The organism is Maridesulfovibrio sp. (assembly GCF_963666665.1).
Classification (GTDB): Bacteria; Desulfobacterota; Desulfovibrionia; order Desulfovibrionales; family Desulfovibrionaceae; genus Maridesulfovibrio.
In genome coordinates, this window is record NZ_OY762999.1 from 2,869,327 (window position 1) to 2,890,895 (window position 21,569).

Sequence of the window (21,569 nt, forward strand, 5' to 3'; positions counted from 1 at the left end):
CATTTCCTGTAAAAGAGGAGGGCTTATGCAAGGCTGGGCAGGATGGATTTTACGGGTTGATCTGGATAGTGGAACAATAAACAGAATCCCCCTTGACCCTGACATTGCGCGAAGATTTGTCGGCGGCCGAGGATTAAATTCACTGACCTTGTTTAATGAAATCGGGCCGCATATAGACCCCCTTTCCCCTGAAAATATATATTGCTTCGGAGCAGGCCCCCTATCCGGGACACCCTTGGGACTGACCAGTAGAGTTGAAGTCAGCACACTTTCCCCGTATTCCGGCATACTCGGTGACGGCAATGCAGGTGGTTCTCTGGCATTTACGATGAAGCGGGCCGGATTGGACCAGATTGTCATCAGCGGACGGGCAGAAACTCCCTGCTACCTGCTCGTGGAAGACGGTCGGGCGGAACTGCATGATGCAGAACAGCTCTGGGGACTATCGGTATGGGAAACCACAGATAAGCTTCAGGAAAAGCACGGCAAATCCGCCAGCGTAGCCTGCATAGGTCAGGCCGGGGAAAATCTGGTCCGGGTGGCTACCACCATGGTGGATAAATACGCCTCCGCTGCACGAGGCTCCGGAGCGGTGCTCGGCTCCAAAAAGCTCAAGGCCGTTGTGGTCAAAGGCAGCGGGAGGGTCTCTCTGGCAAATGCTGACAAATTTAAACAACTTGCAGACGAAGACCGCAAATTCTTCAATGAATCAGATTTCCAGCGCGATGTTGTCGGTCAGTACGGGACGCACATCGGAATGTTGATGTGGGAGCCGGGATTTCGCAATTATGAAAAGTACTGGCAGGGCGAAGATGTGCCGGACAAGCTACGCCCGGAAGCATGGAAAGAATTTTCTATTGGCAGACACGGCTGTCACGGCTGCCATGTCCGTTGCAAGGATTATTACCGCATCCCATCCGGATCCCGGGCCGGGGAAACCGGTAAGGCCATGGAATACGAATGCATCTTCTGCCTCGGCACCAATTGCGGAATCACCGATCCGGTAGCGATCATGGAAATGGAGAATATCTGTGACGCTTACGGCATGGATGTTCTGGCCCTCGGCAACACCGTGGCTATGCTCAAGGACCTGTATAGCCGGGGAATGATCAGTGAGGAACTGAGCGACGGACTTAACCTGAGCTGGGAAAACCACACCGACCAGATTGAACTTCTGCACCGGACAGCCATGCGCCAAGGTCTGGGCAACCTTGTGGCCGAAGGCATGTACACCCTTGCAAAACGGCTTGGCGGCAAGGCTATGGATTATTGCTACCATGTCAAAGGACTTTCGCGCGGCCCCTATCCCAGCGGCGTATTCTCACTGGCCCACGCCACCTCCACCCGTGGAGCCGATCACCTGCGCGGTCGTTCATGGGCCTTCAGCCAGCCCGACCCGGACATGTTTCCAATCTTGAAGGAACATGGATTGCTGATGGAAAATGTGGATGACGATCCGGCTCCGGCAGTAATTGTCGGCGAACGCATGACCACCCTGACTGACTGCATCGGTCGTTGTAAGGGGGCGGTGAACAATTGGATCAGCGCCATGCCTCTAGTCTGGAAAAAGCCCATATTCGAAGGCTTGGCAGAACTGCTCAGTGCAGCAACCGGAGTCGATTATACTGCCGAAAAGCTGGAGCAGGCGGCAGACCGGGTCTATGCGCTGGAACATGCCTTCAACATCCGGCAGGGAACCACCCGCAAGGATGACCGCATGCCCCAGAAACCGGAAATCCGCGATACGGAAAAAGGAAAGGAAGACCTGCTAAGGCACGAACAGCACTTAAGCCGCTACTACGAACTGCGCGGTTATGATCAGCAAGGCCGTCCCACTCCGGAACGGCTTAAGGAACTGGGACTGGAATTTGTCTCCCAAGGTCTGGTAGAGACGCCGGCCCGCAAGGAATGGGATGGTCCGCCCATGTGGAAGCTGGACGATTATCCCTGCGGGGGAAAGCGCTGCTAATCTGTCCATAACCCTGTGAAATCAAATGCATCCACATCCACTAATCCCCGGTCGGTAAGTTTCAGACTGGGGATTACCGGGAGGGCCAAAAAGGATATTAGCATAAAAGGATTGTAGGAACAGCCAAGCTTTTGTGTGGCCCGATTCAGCTCGCGCACCCCTTCAGCCACCTCGATAAGTCCCTTGTCGCTCATCAATCCTGCAATGGGTAAGGGCAAGGTAGCCAAGATACTGCCGTCACGGACAACAGCAAAACCGCCGCCCATGCGCACCACTTCCTGTGCAGCCAGCACCATGTCCGCGTCATCCATCCCGGCAACTATCAGGTTATGGGAATCATGGGCCACTGTCCCGGCAATGGCCCCTCCGGCAAGCCCCAACCCGCGCACAAAACCGGTAGCGCGATTACCTGTGGCCCGATGTCTTTCGATGACCGTAAGCTTGCAGATATCACGTGCGGGATCGGCAATGGGTATGCCGTCTTCAAGCAGCGGTTCCAAAATCAGATTTTCAGTCAGCAACTGACCGTGGGATGTTCCGATAACCCTAATTTTTCCACTGCCCTCTTCCGGTGCAAACATGAATTCATTAATGTCAGCACCAACATTCATGGAACTGCGCACAGGCAATCCATTACCGGATTCAAAATCATGTTCATCCAGAGGCAATCCGTTCAAGAATACTTCATGAATAGGAAAATCCTTAAGGTCATCCACCAAAAAGCAGTTGGCCTTGAAGCCCGGTCCGATTGCCCCGTAACCGTGCAAACCGAAATAGCGGGCCGGATTTATGGAGACCATCTGCACCGCCCTGAGCGGGTCCATTCCCAGAGCGACAGCCCGACGCAGGCCATAATCAAGATGCCCGTTCTCCCGCAGGTCCAGCACGTTGCGATCGTCAGTAACTATGGAAATATTCTGCGAATTGAAGTCATTAACCACGCCCAGCAGCTCTTCCATATTCCGTTCAAGCGAGCCTTCACGCATCATCAAATGCATGCCCGCGCGCAGTTTCTCCAGTGCTTCAGAAACATGGGAACATTCATGATCACTGCGCGGTCCGGCAAGAACATAGCTGTTCAGGTCCATGCCAGAAAGAAGCGGAGCATGGCCGTCAATAACCTTGCCCGCGGCAGCTTTCAGCTTGGAAAGAACAACTTCATCTCCGGCAAGAACTCCGGGGAAGTTCATCATCTCTGCCAGCCCCAGAATCCTGTCCGGATAGAGGCGCAGAAAATGCTCCACATCAACAGAATTGAGCCGTGCACCGGAATCCTCCAATGCAGTGGCCGGAACACAGGATGGAAACATAAAAAAGATGGACATCGGCAGGTCACGGGAAGTCTTAAGCATATACTCCACCCCCGTCCGACCCAAGACATTAGCTATTTCATGAGGATCGCAAACAACAGCAGCTGTTCCATGCTCAGCAACGGCGCGAGCAAAAACGGGCGGAGTCAGCAAAGTGGATTCAATGTGAATATGGCCTTCCACCAGTCCCGGAAGCAGGAACCGCCCTTTAGCATCATATTCGCGGTTGCCTTCATAAGGTCCGAACCCCAAGAACAATCCTTCAGCAATGCCGACATCCGCCTGATGGATTTCCCCGCTGAGCACATTAACCACCCGACAGTTACGAATAACCAGATCAACGCGTCCCGAACCCCGGGCCAAATCAATCATTCGGGACAGCTGCATAAATCCTCCAGTGTTAAAATCAATCAGAATATTACGTTCACATTGATTTTAACAGCTTTCAGCCGAGTAGGACAGCTTTGCTATGTATAAATCATGTTACTTTGCGCTCCCGCTACCAAGCTTGGCAATCTGCCCTTGTAACATCTGCATTTTACCGCTGTATTGCCCAAGCACGGTATCCAGGCGGGCATATTTTGCCTTCAGGGTTTTCTCCAGATTTTCCAGACGGCTCTTCTCATAATCCAATTTTTTATCGATATTTTTGATAATGTCGTCATAATTATTATTAATAATATTCAGAATGCCGGTCTTAGAGTTGGTCATATCTTTGAGCGTCTCAACCATCTCAATAACTTTCCCGGTTTTGATTCCAGCAGTACCAGTATATGTTCCATCGTTCTGGTTATCCACCCGAATAGCCATTCCCATACCGGACATGTCATTAGCCGTTATTTCCCAACCGGATATTCTTGCAGGCTTACCATTGATCGTCGCGGAGGTAATCTTACCACCTGAAATAGTATAAGAAATTTCGTGTGTTCCGGGTTTAGTCACCCCTTTAATTAATGATTTTACCGAAAAATTGGGCGAACTGGATCCTGTTTCATAGTCAGCTGAGAATAATTTTGCTACCCCTTCAGGATCATCTTTCATAGCTTTTTGAAACTTTTCCTCATCAATTTTCAATAAACCGAAGTCAGGCGAGCCCTGATCTGTTTCCGTTTCAATTCCAAGAGTTCGCAGCGTATTGAATTTATCTCCTGTCCCCGTTGACGAATCATAATTATTAAATCCACTCCCCTTAGTCGCGGTAAGATCCTTAAATCTTTGCGCTGCAAGCTGGACACCATAGTTACCAGTCAAGACCGAAGCTTCATTGGTCTCGGAATCAACCTTAGAAATATCGCGCAGAGCTTTACGGACTATATTCACCTGTTCCACAAAATTACGAATATTCTCGATTACCTTCTCAGTGTCAGTATTTACGTTGACAATAACGACCTTAGGAGAAGTGATACTTTTGAGAGTAAGAGTTAACCCCTGGGCGGCATCAGTAATTGTATTGCTATCACGCTCAATCCATTTGTCTGTTCCTGACGGAAATCCATCAATTTTAATTTTTGAATTCTGCCCCTGCTGAAGATGCTGCATCCCTACAGGGTGGAGCGGTAGAAGGGTTGTGCTATTGTTAAAAGTAATTCTATTAGCATCCCCCATTTTTAAGCTGCTGAATTTAAGACGATAATCATTACCTGTCTTTACAGCCTCCACATTCACCCTGCCCTTAAGTTCTTCAGTTGCATTAAGCATACTGACCAGACCGCGAACAGTTGTTCCCGCCGGAACATCAATATTTACGGTTTTGCCTCCACAACTTATGCTGACTTTGCTCGCTGTAGGAGAAATGACCGTTTTCTCAGAAGGAAATCCAACTGAGGATGTCCAAATATCATTGCAGGCCAACTGGTTAATTTCAACTGCATAAGGAGAAACCGGAGCAGTACTGTCGGCAGTAACACTTATATAATCAGGAGCAGTAACAGTCGTAGTCCGGCCCATGAACTTGCCGATGGAATCCATCTCCTTCAACGCAGTGCTCAAGGTAACCATTTGTGAGTTTAGCTCTTTAAGACTTTCCTGCTTCTTTACCCACTGGGCTCGCCATTTCTCCAGTCTCCGCTGGTGAAAACCTTGCTGTTTAATGGAGGTCTCAACAATCTTGCCAAAATCAGTACCATTACCCAGCTTTTCAAATTTTGTCTTACCGGACCAGTAACTGGAGGTCTTCCCGGCGGAGGAGACCTGTGCTCCTACTCTTCCTATATCTGCCATGGCTCTTCTCCTTACATATAATTGAGGATAGACATTTGATTGATCATCCGCGAACTGCGGGCCACAGCTTCATAAATAAGCTCGCTCTGCTTCAACTCATTAAGCAGTTCACCAAGATCGGCATCCTCCAGCCTACTCAGCAGGGCCGTATTGTTATCCTTACGGATATCGGCCAGTTTTTCCGCGCTGGCCGCCCTGTTCATGCGCGCCCCGATTTCAGCGGCTTTCATTTCCACATGCTCATGAACCTTCTTCAGCCCAGCCACACATTCGCCGATGCCTTCTTTGTCGTTGGTCTCCACGTAACCGATCAGCTTACCCAGAGTTTCAAAGAGGTTGCTGTTATTCTCGTCAGGGGAAGGTGTCGGGTTGGATGCCCCGGGTCTGGTATAAATTCCGCCGAAGATTTCCTTGCCCACATTATTGACCCGAATGGAACGGCTCTGGGAGATATCGAGGCGAAGGTCAGCTGTATTTGGACGGATGACAAACTGATCCCCTTTGCTGAAGGTCGAGCCAGCACCGGAAGACAGGGTCAAGCTTCCGCCGGGAACTTCAAGACGAGTGTCAGCGGATACATTGGAATGAACCCATGTAGCTCCATTATCAAGGCTGTAGGAATAGGTGATCGGCGGGGTGTTTACATCACCGTTCTTATCAATTTGAACCAGCACATCTGAATGAAATTTACCGTCAGCCTTGGTATTAACCTGAGTTTCTCCATACGTAGCGACATTGAGGTCATCGTTATCATCACCTTTATACTCAAGGGCCGGGCGAACGATAAGCCTTGTTCCGCCCTCGTCCGTATGTTCTGTAACTGCGGTCCCGTTCTTCAACTCCACAGTGGCCGGACCGAGATCAAGCTCAGTGTCTCCGGGGTTCAAAGTTCCGTTTTTCCATGTCTTGCCGCCATCGGAACTATATTTATATGTGATTGTATCGGTACCCACGGTCCCGCCGGAAGTGAAACGGATATCCACCGAACTATCCGAGCCCCCCTTCACTGCTACAACAGAATCTGCAGGAAGGTTGGGATCGGTTGTTGTTGCATGCAATGTCTCCTCATAAGCGTTGGTATCCAGCTTATGTCCGGCGAAAATTGACTTGCCTCCGAATTCTGTATTGGACTTATTGAGCAGGTTGCCCAGAATCCCGCGCAGGTTCTGACCAATGGAACGACGCTGTTCAGCGGTCAGGGTTCCGGTTGCAGCCTGTTCAGCCAACTCCTTGATGCGTCCTATATCAGTACTGGTCTGCTGCAGTACGCCGTCGGCCAGACTCAGCCAACTGGAGGCAGTCTTGATATTCTTTATGTATTGATCGGTCTCCAAACCGAAGGAACGGCAATTGATAATCCCGCCCATGGCTGCCGGATCATCAGAAGGAACCAGCACCCGCTTCTGCGCAGAGTTACGCATATTGGCCTCAGCCATGCGGCTCATGGATGAGTTCAGATTGTAAAGCGACATATTAAAAATCTGATTGGTGGAAATTCTCATTTCAGCCCCCTACTTAAGCGAAAGCAATGTATCGAACATCTCGTTGGCAGTTTTGATCAACTGGGCCGCTGTACGATAAGAACGCTGATAGCTGGCGATAATATCCATCTCTTCATCAATACTGACTCCGCCCACTGATTCCTGCTTATCCACCAGTTCCTTAAGGACAGTCTGGGAGATAGACAGATTAGCCTTGGCATCAGCCGCATCAGAGCCGACAGTAGCGACAAGAGAGGAATAGTAATCGTTAAAACTGGACTCGGTGGAAGTGCCTCCGGAATTGAAGTTGACGTTCTTTTTTCCGGCAAGGGCTGCAACCGCCCGCGCTGTGGAGTTATCCCCCTTGTTGACTTCCCCAGCTCCATTCACATGGGCAGCAGCGATTCTTGAAGGGTCAGCCTCAATGGATTCATGGACTTTGATGGAAGCGGCGTCATGACCTTCAAAGAAAGTATTAAGACCCAGTCCGGCAAGTACGCCGCTGGTATCGTTGGAAAACTGAAAACGATTATCGCCTAACCCCTTGATGGAAAGTTTGCCGTCAGTGATCACGGCCTGCGCCTTTCCGGGAAAACTGACATTTATGGCGTCACGCACGTTCTCAAGGGAATGAACTGAAGGATCGAAATTCTTTTTACCCGGAGGTATGGAAGAGAAATCAACTGCTGAAACCGAAACTTTATCCCCGGTACCGGCACTATAGAAAGCCATACTGAAACTACCCGCAGTAAGCTTATCCGCGTATGGCAAATTGCTATTTGCAAGAGGCACGGTACTGTCGCGCACTTCGTACGTCCCGATGGTATTGGCATTATTGACCAGTCCGGCACCCTGTGAATGGGCGCGGTTCACTTCCCAAGCAATGGATTTTGCAAAAGCATCCAGCTTATCAATATAAGAACCGATCTTTTCATCTCTGGCCCGCAGAAGTCCGGCAATGGAGCCGCCTGTTAAGCGACGTTCACCATCATTTCCGGTAAGCGGACTGACGGATTCAGATGTGGAAGTGTTCTTGTACCAGCGGACTTCTGTCTTAGGAGTAAGGGTAAAACGGTCTCCATCCTTAAGCAGGGTGGTAGCTGCACTGGCACTGCTGCCCTCTTTACCAAACCAGAATTTGACCCCGCCTACAGTTACAGCATCATTCTGACCTCCGGCAGTGAACAATTTCTCGCTACCGTCCGGGTTGCTGATCCAGGTCTTGCCGCCGTCACGCGATACCTTGAACTGCGCTGCCGGGGCCGCGCCGGAAGCATTACCGTCACTGACCACCTGAATGGTAAGTTCTTCACCGGACTGACCGCTGAAATGAACTTCATCCTTGAACGGGGAGCCGGGAACCAATGAATTGCACACTCCGCCCTGTTCAAATTTCAATTCAAAAGCCTTGTCGCCCTCAACCAGCTTCTGCCCTTCGCCCAGTGAAACTATAACCTGCCCGGAGGGCTCTTCCTGTACACTGATATCAACAAGTGACGACAACCCACGCAGTACAATATCCCGACGGTCCAGCAAGGTATTATCGTTAGGATTGGCAATGATCTGCTTATTCAGCTCGGCCAGTTCCTTGATGGCGTCATTGGCCTTGCCCACTTCCTGTTTCAGGTGGGTAGTGATCAAATCCTGCTGACGGCGCAGGTCTCCAACTACTGAATTCAGCTGAGCAGAAAACCTCTGAGCCGCGCCAACAAGGGAGACCCTGTTAGCTCCCAATTGCGGATCATCAGCAAGGGATAGCCACGCAGCCCACATATCGGACATGGATTTGCCGATTCCTGCGTCTTTGCTCTCCACAAATAATTTCTCAACCATGGAAAGGTTGCCCGCCTCTGCATTCCAACGAGAAAATTCCGGGCTTTTGCTCAGAACGCCCCGCTCAAGGAACTGAGACAGATTGCGCGTGATACTATCAACGGTAGCCCCGGTACCGTAGGACCAGCGACCTTCCCTGATCGACATACTCTCGTCCTGAACAACGGTCCTGCGACGGTATCCGGGGGTCTTCAAATTAGCTACGTTGTTGCCGTGAACAGACAAGCCTATTTGGGCATTCTGCATGGCTCCGCGGCCTATGGAAAAAATATTGCCAAGCATGGTGTGCTCCCATGTGTGCCTCCGGCGGCCCTTCGGGGACTTAAACCCTTTTGCAAAAGGGTTTAAGAATCCCAAAACCTTTCATTATGCTCCGCGTCTTTATTAACGAACAGTTGTCCATACAAAGTGGCGAAGTTTTATTAAAAAGTTTTAAAGGAATAGGGTCTGGCGAAGGGAAACTTTTGGAAAAAGTATCCCTTCCCAGCCTCCGGGGCATTCAACTATCTCTTCAACTGGATAAGTTCGCCTAAAAGCTGATCAGCTGTGGTGATGGCTTTACTGTTGGCCTGAAAGCCTCGCTGGGTGGTGATCAGTTTGACCATCTCATCCCCCACATCAACATTGGACTGCTCCAATTTGTTTGAGGCGATAGAACCAAGCGGTCCTGTTCCGGCCCTTCCGGTCAGGGCCGGACCGGAATCCCGGGTACTGGAGAAAAGATTTCCTCCTTCCCGGCGCAAACCGTACTGATTGTTGAAGTTGGCGAGGGTGAGCACATAGAGATCGAGCACCTGCCCGTTGGAATAACGACCTGTGACAACGCCGTCGCGGTCGACCTCCACAGCCTGCAGGAACCCTGCTCCGTAACCGTTCTGGGACTGGGAGTTACGGGCGTTTCCAGTATCATAAGAAGTTGAATAAGAGGCACTACGCTTGGGAGTAGTGAAGTTGGGAATACTTGAAAGGTTGGAGCCTACCACTGAAGCATCAGTTGTTCCCGGTGTTGTCCATGTTGGCGGATTACTGCCGTTGCTCAAACCAAAATCGAGGGTGATAGGGTTTGCATCTGGGTCAGTGGCAAGGTTTGCGTTGGCTTTCCCAAGAAAGTTTGCAGTAAAAATAGGCTTGCCGGAATCGTCCATAGGAGAAGGGATCCAATTACTGAGGTCTTTCATGCTACCTGTAGCAGAACCATCAAGAGAAAAAGAACTCATGCCGATCATTTCACCGCGGGGATTGAAAGTCATAGTTCCGGTCATAAGCAGCCCGGCAGCGGAAGAAGTCTTCATGCTTGTTCCGTTTATTGTCCTGCCGTCTTCCCCCGGAGGAACCGTAACTATAAATTCGTAAACCCTGTTACCGGCAGCATCAGTTGTAACCTGATCATTTTTCACCGGATCAAAATAGATGGTCAGGTCGTGAGAGGTGCCGCTTTCATCAAAGGTCTTGATAGTATTCTGAAAAGCATAGCGGTCTGCCGGAATGGGCGGATTTTTGGTGCCATCCCAAGTCTGGTGAAGAGAAAAGAACGGCTGCCCGGTTACATCACATTTATCCTCAGCCTTGGAACTGAGGTTGACGTTCATGGCAATTTCAGAAGTACGCACCGGGGGAGACTGAAATCTATCCAATACGATATCTGTAGGGGTACCGATTATGTCCGGCTTCCCGCTTTCGGAATTGGGATTTACTTTCCAGCCCTGCACAACATAACCGTGAGGATCTGTGAGCACCCCTTGCTTATTGAAAATGAAATTTCCGGCCCGGGTATAATATGTTCCATCTGTGTCCGGGTGACGGACGGAGAAAAAACCCTTACCGCCGATAGCTACGTTTGTGGCTTCGGATGAAGGCTCAAAAGGGCCCTGCTGGAAGTCACCGTAGATAGAAGCTATGCCTACGCCATGACCGACCTGTCCGATACCGCCTCCGGTATTGATTGCGCTGTAAAATGTATCTTCAAATGAAGTGCGCGCGCCCTTGAATCCGATGGTATTGCCGTTGGCAAGGTTGTTACCGATAATGCTCATAGCCTGACTGTGAGCACGGATGCCGCTGATGCCGTTGTACATTGATCCTTTTAAGCCCATGAGAATCTCCTTATGGTAAAAAAATTAAGCAACAACTCTTGTCACGTTGGACAAAAGCACCTTGCGGCCATCTTCCAGCTCCAGAACGTGTTGACCTCCGGCCATATTCACGGCCTTGATCTTTCCGGAGACTTCAGTAGTTGCGAGAACTTTCTTGCCTTTGGGAGTTTCAGCACGGACGGCGATATTGTACTGCCCGTCTTCTGCGACGTTGCCGTCTTTATCTTTACCGTCCCATTTAAAATCAACATCCCCGGCAGTCATGCCGCCCAAATCGACAGAACGGATCAATCCACCGTCTTTGTCATAAATGTCCACATAGACAGACTTGCAAGCTGCTGGGAAAGAGATATTGACTGAAGAAATTTCAGAACCTGTTTTGGACACACCAAAACCTTTGGCCATAACGCTTTTGCCGATATAGCCGGTGGCGTTAAGCCCCATCATTGCGTTAACGGTTTCAGTCAGGCCTTCCATGGCCTTGGAAATATTGGTGAGTCTTTCAACGGTGGAAAACTGGGCCAGTTGGGCCAGCTGTTCCTTGTTGTCCATGGGGTTGACGGGATCCTGATTCTTGAGCTGGGTGACAAAAAGCTTCAGGAAAGCGTCCTTGTTAAGATCCTTGCTTGGAGTCTTAGGGGTGGCGTTCTTGTTTACACTATTTAAATACGTGGTAGCGTCGATCATGATTTCCTCCTGTTCTGCACAACAGCTTTGGTCCGGCGAGAAATACGCAGGACAAGTTGATGCGCCTCAAGGAGGCAATCAGCCTAAGAACCGGGATTCGGCATGATCAAGGCAGGAAAGAAACAGTTGATGAAGGGGTAACTGTTTCCAGCTGTGCAGACGTGAGAGGAAGTGGGTCGGGGAGGTATTTCTATCACGCCATGACCTTGAACTCCCGGTCATTATCGTTATCAGAATCTTTTTCTTGAACAAGCTCCTTGGCTTTTTCAATGCAGTGTCCGCCAAAAGGGGCGACGACCGCTCCGTTGAGGTTGCGCTTCATCTCTACGACAGCCTTTCTACAAGACTGGCATTCGGCAAAGTGGGCCTCAAGACTGCTGACCTGTTCATCGGTAGCAGTACCGTCGAGATACATGCATATCTCATCGATTTCCGGGCAGGCTGGAGTAGGGCCGAAAGGAAGGTCCTTCTCCGTGCGGCTGCAACTTTTACGTCCGGTTCCGTCCATGGAACACCTCGTGATTTTTTTGTCTGCCGGTCCATCCATGCAGCGGCAGGGTTGCTGTGTCCGTTAAATCCATAAAATAGATTTAATTTCCGACACTAACGGGTCAGCGCATAAGATTCCTCACTGACTCCGTGGTAGGAACGCAGCTTAATCAGAGCCTTATGTTTGGCACTCCTGACCGACTGCTCCTTGATTCCGATAAAATCGGAAATTTCTGAAATATCAAGCCCATCCTCAAAATAAAGCTTAACTATAAGCTTCTGGCGAGGCGAAAGCAGCTGCTCCGGGATATCCAGTCCTTCCTGAACCGGATCTACAGGAGCTTCAAGATCGTTGATGAAATCATCTAAAGGAGCCAAACAATACACTCCCTTGCGCAAAAAATCCATAGTAACACTTCTGGAAATAACCATTAACCAAGTTGTAATTTTGGCTTTTTGCGGATCATATCGCTTTAACAGACTTCTATCATTCTGTACAAGGCGCAGGAAAACGTTCTGGCAAATGTCATCAACGTGATGCTGAGAGTAAAACTTAAGCTTACTTTTTAATGTATTATTAATGGTGAAATAGATTATCCCGGAATATCTCTCTACAAAAGCATTCCAGGAACAACCATCTCCTTCAGTGCACTTTCTGATAATATTTACTATTGCCTTTTGTTCTAAGCTCAAAACAATCACCCGATGTCTTTGTTTAATGCTTCTTAATATTTTCCCTTCATCATAACAGGCTGATTGCCTCCATGGGCACTCTTACAACTGTATACGCAGGGAAAAACCGAAACATCCCCACTCTCTTAATAAAAACTTGACTAAAATTAGTTCTTCTAAACTTAACTCTGTTAAACCAAGACATTAAAAGAAAAACTTTTTTTCATTTTACCGAGGGATAAAGACTCATCTCCCTAACTAATTAAATCCGGCGCGAGGCTGATTTTTCAAAGTAAGCTCATGCCGTAAATACGAAAAACGTATTTGAACTTGTATGAAATTAAATAAGTCCACGCTGATGTTAGAAATTGGCAGTAAAGAAACCTGCCGGGTTATGTAATAAACTTTATATAACTTTAGAAATCATCTCAATAGGCAATATTTTCCGCATATTAGGATTTCAAATACCTCAGAGCTAACTTTCAGTACAAATCTTATAACCCAAATAGGTTTAACCCACATATGTCGAGGAAGCGACTTTTAAGTTCCAGCTTATTGACAAGATAAGTTGCATGAGGCAATATTTTCGAAAACGTTTGCGGTTACGTTTGCACAATCGTTTGCAGAATCCGGAGCAAAGAACAAAAATGAGTAAAAATTTTCAGGATTACCCCCATAAAAGATTCAACCCCCTGACCGGGGAATGGGTGCTTGTTTCCCCACACCGCACTAAACGCCCGTGGCAGGGCAAGCAGGAAAAAGCATCCCGCAACACTCTGCCTGCCTACGATGAAAAATGCTACCTTTGCCCCGGGAACACCCGCAATCAAGGCGTGAACAACCCGGATTACAACGATGTTTTCATTTTCGATAACGACTTCCCAGCCCTGCTTCACGAGTCCGTGAACATTTTTTGTGATGACGACAATCTTTTTAAGGTTGAACCGGAAAGCGGCATCTGCAGGGTAGTATGCTTCTCTCCCAGACATGACCTGACTATTTCACGCATGCAGCCAAAGAATGTGCGCAAGGTGGTCGATGCTTGGTGCGACCAGTACACAGAACTGAGGGAACGTGAAGAGATCGGCTATGTGCAGATTTTCGAGAACCGTGGCGACATCATGGGTTGCTCCAACCCGCATCCGCATGGACAAATCTGGGCCACCCGCTCCGTTCCTGTTATCCCTGAAGCCGAAGATAAGCGTCAGCAGGAATATTTGGACGACAAAGGGCAATGCCTGCTCTGCCGCTACGCGGAGCGGGAGCTTGAAAACAAGGAACGAATCATTTTCGAAAATGATTCCTTTGTCGCCCTTGTCCCCTTCTGGGCGGTCTGGCCCTTTGAAGCCATGCTGCTGCCCAAGTCGCATATGGGTGCAATTACTGAAATGAGCCCATCCCAGCGCGATGACCTTGCAGATGCGCTGGTACGCATGGGCATCCGCTACGATAATCTTTTCGAAACATCTTTCCCGTATTCCATGGGCATCCACCAGCGCCCCACCTTGAATGAACATGGTGAACACTGGCACTGGCACATCCACTACTACCCTCCACTGCTGCGCTCAGCCACAGTAAAAAAATTCATGGTCGGCTTTGAAATGCTGGGCATGCCCCAACGGGACATCACAGCCGAGCAAAGTGCCCAGCGTCTGCGTGACCTGCCGGAAACCCATTATCTGGACCGGGAGGATTAACATGCATTCCATTGAGGCTTACCGTGCACATCTGGAACAGGGCGGGTTTGACGAAGAGTTCAGCCTGATCCATTCCTGTGCCGGAGTTCAGGAATCGCGGGAGCGCATGCGTAATCTTCTACACTGCATGCTTGAAAATTTTGCCCCCGGTAAACTCTGCTTTGCCAGTTCACCGGGACGCACGGAGATGGGAGGTAACCACACCGACCATAACCACGGACATGTGCTGGCAGCAGCCGTGAACCTTGACTGTCTGGCTGCTTTTTCCAAGGCAGAAGACAATGCGGTCACAATTTTATCCGAGGGATACAACCCCATTGAAGTTGATCTTTCCGACACCAAGCCGCGTAAAAATGAATATGAAACAAGTGCCGCCATTGTGCGTGGCGTTGCTGACGGATTCCGCAAGCTTGGGCTGAATATCGGCGGGTTTAATGCCTGCATACACAGCACAATCCCTGCCGGAGCGGGACTTAGTTCCTCAGCTGCCTTTGAAGTGCTGATAGGCCGCATTTTCAGCTATCTTTTCAATGACAGCAAAATCGGACCACTGGAAATCGCCAGTGTCGCCAAGCAAGCCGAGAATATTCATTTCAACAAACCCTGCGGTTTCATGGACCAGATGGCATCATCTTATGAAGGAATTCTGTCCATTGATTTTACTGACCCGGCAAACCCGGGGGTGACCCGGGTGGAACCGGAATTAAAAACCGCCAGCTGTGCTGATGGATTTTACGGAACCGGATACCGACTTTGTGTGATTGACACCGGAGGCAGTCACGCCGACCTGACACCGGATTACGCGGCCATCCCGGCAGAGATGTTTGAAGCCGCCAGTTGTTGCGGACAGGAGCAGGCCAAAGGACTGACCCTGAACAGAATTCTGGATAATATCGACCATATCCGTGAATACGCCGGAGACCGTGCCGTGCTTCGGCTGTTTCACTTCATCGGCGAAGACGAACGGGCCGTAAATCAAGCCAAAGCCCTGCATGAGGGGAACATGGCTGAATTCCTGCGCCTTGTTGCCGAGTCCGGCCATTCCTCCAGAGAACTGCTGCAAAACTGCTACAGTCCTGCTACCCCCAAAAGACAACCCATTCCACTGGCCCTTACATTGACAGAACAGATTCTCGGTTCACACGGTGTTGGACGGGTGCATGGCGGCGGATTTGCAGGAACCATCCAAGTTTATGTTCATGAATCTGATTTCAATAAATACCGTCGTTCCATGGAAAAGGTTTTCGGCGATAATTCAGTTATCGAACTGTCCATCCGCCAGCCGGGCCACGAATTTCTGACTATTCCCCAAAACAGGACAGAACCATAATATGGGACACATGACCCTCAAAGACCTCGCCCGCAAGCTCGGCATCTCCGCATCCACGGTTTCCCGCGCCCTGCACGACCACCCAGACATCAGCGACAAGACCAAGGAAGTGGTCATGGCTGCTGCGGAAAAGTACGGCTACCAGCCCAACCCTATCGCCCAGAGTTTGAAGAAGCAGAGCAGCAAGGTCATCGGGGTTATAGTCCCCGAAATCAGGCACAATTTTTTCGCCACAGTTATCAGCGGCATTGAGGAAGTAGCCTACAATGCCGGGTATATCATCATGGTCTGCCAGTCCAACGAGACTTTGCAGCGCGAGATCATGACCACTAAGGCCCTTGCTGCCAACCGTGTGGCCGGAGTGCTCATGGCTATTTCCCTTGAAACCACCAATTGCGACCACATGCGCGCCCTGATGCGCCAGAAAATCCCCTTAGTACAGTATGACCGGGTGGTGGATGAACTGGATACCGGAAAGGTAGTCATTGACGACTTCCGGGCTTCATACAAAATGACATCCCATCTCATCGACCGTGGTTACAAGCGCATCGGATTCCTTGCCGGACGTGAGGGTATTTCCATGAACAGGCTGCGCTTCAACGGTTACCTGCAAGCTCTCAAGAATCACGGAGTTCCCTTTTACCCTGAACTGAACATCAATATCGGGGGCTGCCGGGGAAGCAACGGACGTGCAGGAGCCAAAGAATACCTGCAAATGAAGAATCCCCCGGACGCTATTTTATGCATCAATGATCCGGTAGCCATAGGTGCATTCTGTCGTTTCCGTGAAGAAGGTTGGCGCATTCCCGAAGACATTGCCTTGGCCGGATTCTCCGGCTCACCGGAATCTGCGCTCATTGAGCCGGCCCTGACCTCCGTGTCCCAGCCCGCTTTTGAAATGGGCAAAACCGCTGCAAAACTGCTGCTCAAACAGATCGAAAACAAAGAATATTTCCGCCCCGAAACCATAACCCTTGAAACCGAACTTCTCATTCGCGGCTCAAGCTACAAGGAAGGTCTTTAATGCCCATAAGCTATAAACCATGGGGCCGAACTCCATATCGAGAGGATGTCCTGCTCTTCACTCTGGAAAACAGCGCCGGATGCAAAGCGCATATTTCCACCTACGGAGCAACGCTGGTCGGATTGGAAATTCCAACAAAAAACACAGCAATTGATGTGGTTTTGGGATTTGATTCCTTGCAGGAATACATGGACGACGGGAATTACATGGGTGCAACTGTAGGCCGGGTAGCCGGAAGGATTTCAAATGCTTCATTTGAGCTGAACGGGCAGAAATACCAGCTGGACCGCAACGAGAGCAGCAACCACCTTCACGGCGGCAAATACGGCTTCAACCGCCGGAACTGGAAAGTTCTGGAACAGAACGATGAAACGGAGTCCTCTTCACTGACGCTTGAATTGCACTGCAAGGACGGCATGGGCGGATATCCCGGTAATCTGCGAATTGAAACCACTTTTACTTTAAGCGGCACCACCCTTTCCATCGTCCACCGTGCGGAATGCGACTCCCCCACACCGCTGAACATGACCGCCCATCCATACTTCAATCTTAACGGTGACGGTAAACCGGTCAATAATCACGAATTCAAATTTTCATCCACGCAATGCGCATCACTTGATGAATCCCTGACTCCTGACGGAAAAATCATCAAAACTCCCGGCACAGCTGCTGATTTCAGCAACTCAAAACCGTTGTCTGAAACTGAGTGTGATTCATATTTCATTAAGGACAACAGCCAATCTTCAGCGGCAACAGTCCGCAGCAGTGCATCCGGAATTGAAATGGAAATATTCAGCAATCAACACGGCTTTCTCTTTTACACAGCAGACGGCATCCCTCCCGGAACCAAAGGCAAGAACGACTTCCAATACGGTCCGCGCTCAGGATTCTGCATTGAGCCCATGGGCTACCCCGATGCGGTCAATCGACCTGAATTTCCCTCCGTGATTTTGAATCCCGGAGAAAAATATAATCATTCAACCGAGTACAGGTTCCGTAGGATTTCCTAAGGAATTTAAAACGAACAAGGCGAGATGAAGCATGGCAAACGTAGAGCTTAAAAACGTCATCAAACGTTATGGATCAGTCGAGGTCATTCACGGTGTGGACCTTTCCGTAAAAGACAACGAATTCATCGTTCTCGTCGGCCCTTCGGGATGCGGCAAGTCCACCCTCCTGCGCATGGTGGCCGGTCTTGAGGAGATCAGCGGCGGAGACATCCACATCGGAGAACGGGTGGTGACCAATGTTTCCCCCAAGGACCGCAACGTGGCCATGGTTTTCCAAAACTACGCCCTGTATCCGCACATGACCGTTGCCGAAAACATGGGTTTTTCGCTGAAGATGCACAAAAAATCCAAGGAAGAGATTGTACAGCGCGTGAATGACGTTGCCAAGATTCTCGAACTGGAGCCTTATCTGCACCGCAAGCCATCGGAGCTTTCCGGCGGGCAGCGCCAGCGTGTTGCCATGGGACGGGCCATGGTCCGCAACCCCGATGTATTTCTCTTTGACGAACCGCTCTCCAACCTTGATGCCCAGTTACGCACCCAGATGCGCATGGAGCTGCGCAAGATGCACATGCGGCTCAAGACAACCACCATCTACGTCACCCACGACCAGATTGAGGCCATGACTCTTGCCGACCGCATTGTCATTCTCAAGGACGGCTATATCCAACAGGTGGGTACCCCGGTGGAAGTTTTTGAAAGGCCCAACAACGTATTTGTAGCCCAGTTTATCGGCAACCCGCCCATGAATATCCTTGAAGGGGTCATCAAGGTCATTGACGGCAAAAGGTACGTGGTCAAAGGAAGCACTAAATTTCCGGTGCAGGATCATCAGGGGCCGAACCTCAAGGACGGTGATCCGGTTCTGGCCGGACTGCGCCCGGACTCAATCAAAATGGGCGACAACATCGAACGGCTACAGAAAGACTGGTGGTGCAGCGGCGAGGTGGTTGTCTCCGAAATCCTCGGAGCCCATTCATTGCTTGAAATCGTCATTGACGGAGAAAATGAACTCATAGCCGAGGTGGAAGGAAGAGTCATTGCCCATCCCGGTGAAATTGTACCTATCGGATTTGAATTCGACCGCATGGTCCTTTTTGACCCGAAAACCAAAGAGGCGTTATACTAGCGACTCATCCATGTTGAATGCGCTTTAATGGAGATTCAGCGCCAACAGTAAGTTTTAGTAAGAAATACTTACCGAGAGAATCCCCGAAAGCGACAAACTATAAAGGCTTAAGGATAACGTAGATTGTTTTAACATTTAGGAGGAAACATGAAACAGTCCCTGATTAAACTTTGCTTGGTGTTCGCAGCGGTCGTGCTGCTGGCAGTTCCGCAGGTCTCTCAGGCCAAAGAACTCAAAGGCGACCTTGAAATTTTCTCTTGGTGGGCAGGTGATGAAGGCCCGGCCCTGCAGGCTCTGATCGGTCTCTACAAAGGCCAGTACCCCAATGTAAACGTCATCGACGCTACTGTTACCGGCGGTTCCGGTGTTAACGCAAGAGCCGTACTGAAAACCCGTATGCTCGGTGGTGAGCCGCCGGACAGCTTTCAGGTTCACGCAGGTCAGGAACTCATCGGTACATGGGTTAAATCCGACCGTATGGAAGACCTGACCTTCCTGTTCAAAGAAGAAGGCTGGATGGATGCATTCCCCAAGGGTCTGATCAAGCTGATCGGTACCGACAAAGGCATCTGGTCCGTTCCGGTGAACGTTCATCGCTCCAACGTGATGTGGTACATTCCTGCCAACCTGAAAAAATGGGGTGTGGAAGTACCCAAGAACTGGAATGATTTCCTGAAAATCGCTCCCAAACTCCAGAAAGAAGGTATAGTTCCCCTTGCCATGGGCCAGAACTGGACCGCAACCCACCTCTGGGAATCCGTTGTTATCGCATCCATCGGTGCTGAAAAATGGAATGACCTATGGTCCGGTAAGATGAAGTTCGACAGCCCTGAAATGATCAAGGCTTGGGAACTCTTCGGTAAAATCCTGCCCTACACCAACAAAGACGCTGCATCCCTTTCCTGGCAGCAGGCAACCGATATGGTTATTGATGGCCGTGCAGCATTCAACATCATGGGTGACTGGGCCGCAGGTTATATGTCCACCACCAAAAAAATGGTTCCCGGTAAAGACTTCGGCTGGATTGCATCCCCTGACACCGAAGGAGTATTCATCTTCCTCGCCGACTCCTTCGGCCTGCCCAAGGGCGCACCCAACCGTGACAACGCAATCGCATGGCTGAAACTGCTCGGTTCCAAGAAAGGCAGTGACACCTTCAACCCCCTCAAGGGTTCCATCTCCGCCCGCACCGACACCGACCTGAGCAAGTACAACGTGTACCTGCAGTCCGCAGCAAAAGACTTTGCTAAAGACGCAGTTGCCGCTTCCCTGATCCACGGCGCAGCAGCAAACGAAACCTTCGTAGGCAGCTTCGCACAGGTTATGGAAATGTTCCTGAAGACCAAAAATGCCAAGGCAACCGCCATGGCCTGCCAGCAGCTGGCCGACAAAGCCAAGCTTGGTCAATAGTCTATCTGGATAAGTAATTAATACCGCGCCGGGATTTCCCGGCGCGGTCCCAAAAGGGGTTTCGGCATATGAGGGAAGCATCACTGGACAGATTGAAGGCGTTTTTAACCCTTCTGCCATCAATTATCCTTGTCGCCGTTTTTGTATACGGTTTTATCGGCAACACCATCTGGATTTCCATGACCGACTGGGGTGGGACAGGAGCACTGGCTCTTGATCCGCAAAAAAATTTCATCGGTCTGGATAACTACGTAGACCTGTTCAACGGCTTTCTTTCCGGGGGGTTCAGGCAGGACCTTGTTAACGCAGTGTACTACTCTGTTATGCTGCTTGCCGGAGCCATCGGCCTTGGAATGTTCATCGCTATCCTGCTGGACCAGAAACCCAAGGGCGAGGATATCCTGAGAACAATTTTCCTCTATCCCATGTCCCTCTCTTTCATTGTATCCGGTACCATCTGGCGCTGGCTTCTGGCACCGCAGGGCGGGGTCAACGTGCTGCCCACCTATTTTGGGTTCGATGCCCTTGATTTCCAGTGGACCTCATCCACAAAAGCCATTCTTGAATTCAACTGGCAGAACATAATTCAAATCCTGCTCTACGTCGCAGCATTCATCCTGATTCTGATCGGGCTGTTCCTGCTCAAAGGCAATCCGCAAAAAGCAGTCAAACGCTGGCTCGGTCCCAGCGTGATAATCGGAGCCTTCGCATGGCTGGGCGGTTCCCTGTTTCCCCAAGCCCTGTTCATGGAAGAAATGCATGGCTTCAACCTCGCAACACTGGGCATCATCATTGCCACAGTCTGGCAGTACGCAGGCTATACCATGGCCCTATACCTTGCCGGATTCAACGGAATTTCACAGGACCTGCGTGACGCAGCAATGCTTGATGGAGCCAGCAGCACCGACTATTACCGTCACGTTGCCATCCCCATGCTTAAGCCGATCACCATCAGTGCGGTAATCATCCTCTCGCACATCTCGCTGAAGATGTTCGACATCATTTTCGCCATGACCGGACCGGACAATGCCCAGACCGGACACCCGGCCCTGAATATGTACATGACCACCTTCAGGGCCAACGACTTTGCCCGGGGCGCAGCCATCGCCATCGTTCTTTTCCTCGTGGCAGGAACATTCATCGTTCCGTATGTAATCAGCCAGTACAAGCAAAGGAGAAGGGGATAAACCATGAGTACTACTACCCGAAAATCAG

16 protein-coding genes and 1 pseudogene are annotated in these 21,569 nt (G+C 50.2%); 8 read left to right on the plus strand and 9 right to left on the minus strand.

Going from position 1 to position 21,569, the window contains the following annotated elements; all coding sequences use genetic code 11:
- Positions 1–25 precede the first annotated feature (25 nt).
- Positions 26–1,969, plus strand: coding sequence for an aldehyde ferredoxin oxidoreductase family protein (locus ACKU40_RS13150; protein ID WP_320173251.1), 1,944 nt, complete (start codon positions 26–28; stop codon positions 1,967–1,969).
- Here ACKU40_RS13150 and ade read toward each other — a convergent pair.
- The 9 genes and pseudogenes from ade to ACKU40_RS13195 form a co-directional block, all read right to left on the minus strand.
- Entirely contained in the window at positions 1,966–3,666 is a 1,701-nt protein-coding gene (gene ade, locus ACKU40_RS13155; RefSeq protein WP_320173252.1) for an adenine deaminase, read from the minus strand. The two genes, ACKU40_RS13150 and ade, sit on opposite strands and share 4 nt — an antisense overlap.
- Positions 3,667–3,762: 96 nt before the next feature.
- The gene (gene fliD, locus ACKU40_RS13160; protein WP_320173253.1) at positions 3,763–5,499 is read right to left on the minus strand and encodes a flagellar filament capping protein FliD; all 1,737 of its coding nucleotides are present in this window, start codon (positions 5,497–5,499) and stop codon (positions 3,763–3,765) included.
- An 11-nt stretch (positions 5,500–5,510) separates the two neighbouring features.
- A complete protein-coding gene (flgL, locus tag ACKU40_RS13165) occupies positions 5,511–7,001 on the minus strand; it encodes a flagellar hook-associated protein FlgL (RefSeq protein WP_320173254.1) in 1,491 nt (496 codons plus the stop codon).
- A gap of 9 nt (positions 7,002–7,010) precedes the next feature.
- Positions 7,011–9,095, minus strand: a complete 2,085-nt coding sequence (gene flgK / locus ACKU40_RS13170; protein WP_320173255.1) for a flagellar hook-associated protein FlgK — start codon at positions 9,093–9,095, stop codon at positions 7,011–7,013.
- Between the two features lie 221 nt (positions 9,096–9,316).
- Complete coding sequence (locus tag ACKU40_RS13175) at positions 9,317–10,906, minus strand: flagellar hook-basal body complex protein (RefSeq protein WP_320173256.1); 1,590 nt, start codon at positions 10,904–10,906, stop codon at positions 9,317–9,319.
- A 24-nt stretch (positions 10,907–10,930) separates the two neighbouring features.
- Positions 10,931–11,593 carry a flagellar hook capping FlgD N-terminal domain-containing protein gene (locus ACKU40_RS13180; protein WP_320173257.1) on the minus strand — a complete coding sequence of 221 codons (663 nt, stop codon included), beginning with the start codon at positions 11,591–11,593 and terminating at the stop codon, positions 10,931–10,933.
- Between the two features lie 193 nt (positions 11,594–11,786).
- Entirely contained in the window at positions 11,787–12,101 is a 315-nt protein-coding gene (locus ACKU40_RS13185; protein WP_320173258.1) for a zf-HC2 domain-containing protein, read from the minus strand.
- A gap of 95 nt (positions 12,102–12,196) precedes the next feature.
- On the minus strand, positions 12,197–12,460 hold the full coding sequence (locus ACKU40_RS13190) for a sigma factor-like helix-turn-helix DNA-binding protein (protein ID WP_320173259.1): 264 nt from the start codon (positions 12,458–12,460) through the stop codon (positions 12,197–12,199).
- A gap of 72 nt (positions 12,461–12,532) precedes the next feature.
- A pseudogene (locus tag ACKU40_RS13195) lies at positions 12,533–12,784 on the minus strand (hypothetical protein); the annotation flags it as partial.
- Between the two features lie 617 nt (positions 12,785–13,401).
- Here ACKU40_RS13195 and ACKU40_RS13200 point away from each other — a divergent pair.
- From ACKU40_RS13200 to ACKU40_RS13230, 7 genes are all read left to right on the plus strand, one after another.
- Positions 13,402–14,451, plus strand: a complete 1,050-nt coding sequence (locus ACKU40_RS13200) for a UDP-glucose--hexose-1-phosphate uridylyltransferase (RefSeq protein ID WP_320173260.1) — start codon at positions 13,402–13,404, stop codon at positions 14,449–14,451.
- Position 14,452: 1 nt separating this feature from the next.
- Positions 14,453–15,781 (plus strand): galactokinase family protein, encoded by a 1,329-nt coding sequence (locus ACKU40_RS13205; protein ID WP_320173261.1) that lies wholly within the window; start codon positions 14,453–14,455, stop codon positions 15,779–15,781.
- A gap of 1 nt (position 15,782) precedes the next feature.
- Complete coding sequence (locus tag ACKU40_RS13210) at positions 15,783–16,805, plus strand: LacI family DNA-binding transcriptional regulator (RefSeq protein WP_320173262.1); 1,023 nt, start codon at positions 15,783–15,785, stop codon at positions 16,803–16,805.
- Positions 16,805–17,815 (plus strand): aldose epimerase family protein, encoded by a 1,011-nt coding sequence (locus ACKU40_RS13215; RefSeq protein ID WP_320173263.1) that lies wholly within the window; start codon positions 16,805–16,807, stop codon positions 17,813–17,815. The genes ACKU40_RS13210 and ACKU40_RS13215 overlap by 1 nt, the downstream gene beginning before the upstream one ends.
- Positions 17,816–17,846: 31 nt before the next feature.
- Positions 17,847–18,944, plus strand: a complete 1,098-nt coding sequence (locus ACKU40_RS13220) for a sn-glycerol-3-phosphate ABC transporter ATP-binding protein UgpC (protein WP_320173264.1) — start codon at positions 17,847–17,849, stop codon at positions 18,942–18,944.
- Between the two features lie 147 nt (positions 18,945–19,091).
- Positions 19,092–20,354, plus strand: a complete 1,263-nt coding sequence (locus ACKU40_RS13225) for an extracellular solute-binding protein (RefSeq protein ID WP_320173265.1) — start codon at positions 19,092–19,094, stop codon at positions 20,352–20,354.
- A gap of 68 nt (positions 20,355–20,422) precedes the next feature.
- Complete coding sequence (locus tag ACKU40_RS13230) at positions 20,423–21,541, plus strand: sugar ABC transporter permease (protein ID WP_320173266.1); 1,119 nt, start codon at positions 20,423–20,425, stop codon at positions 21,539–21,541.
- Positions 21,542–21,569 lie beyond the last annotated feature (28 nt).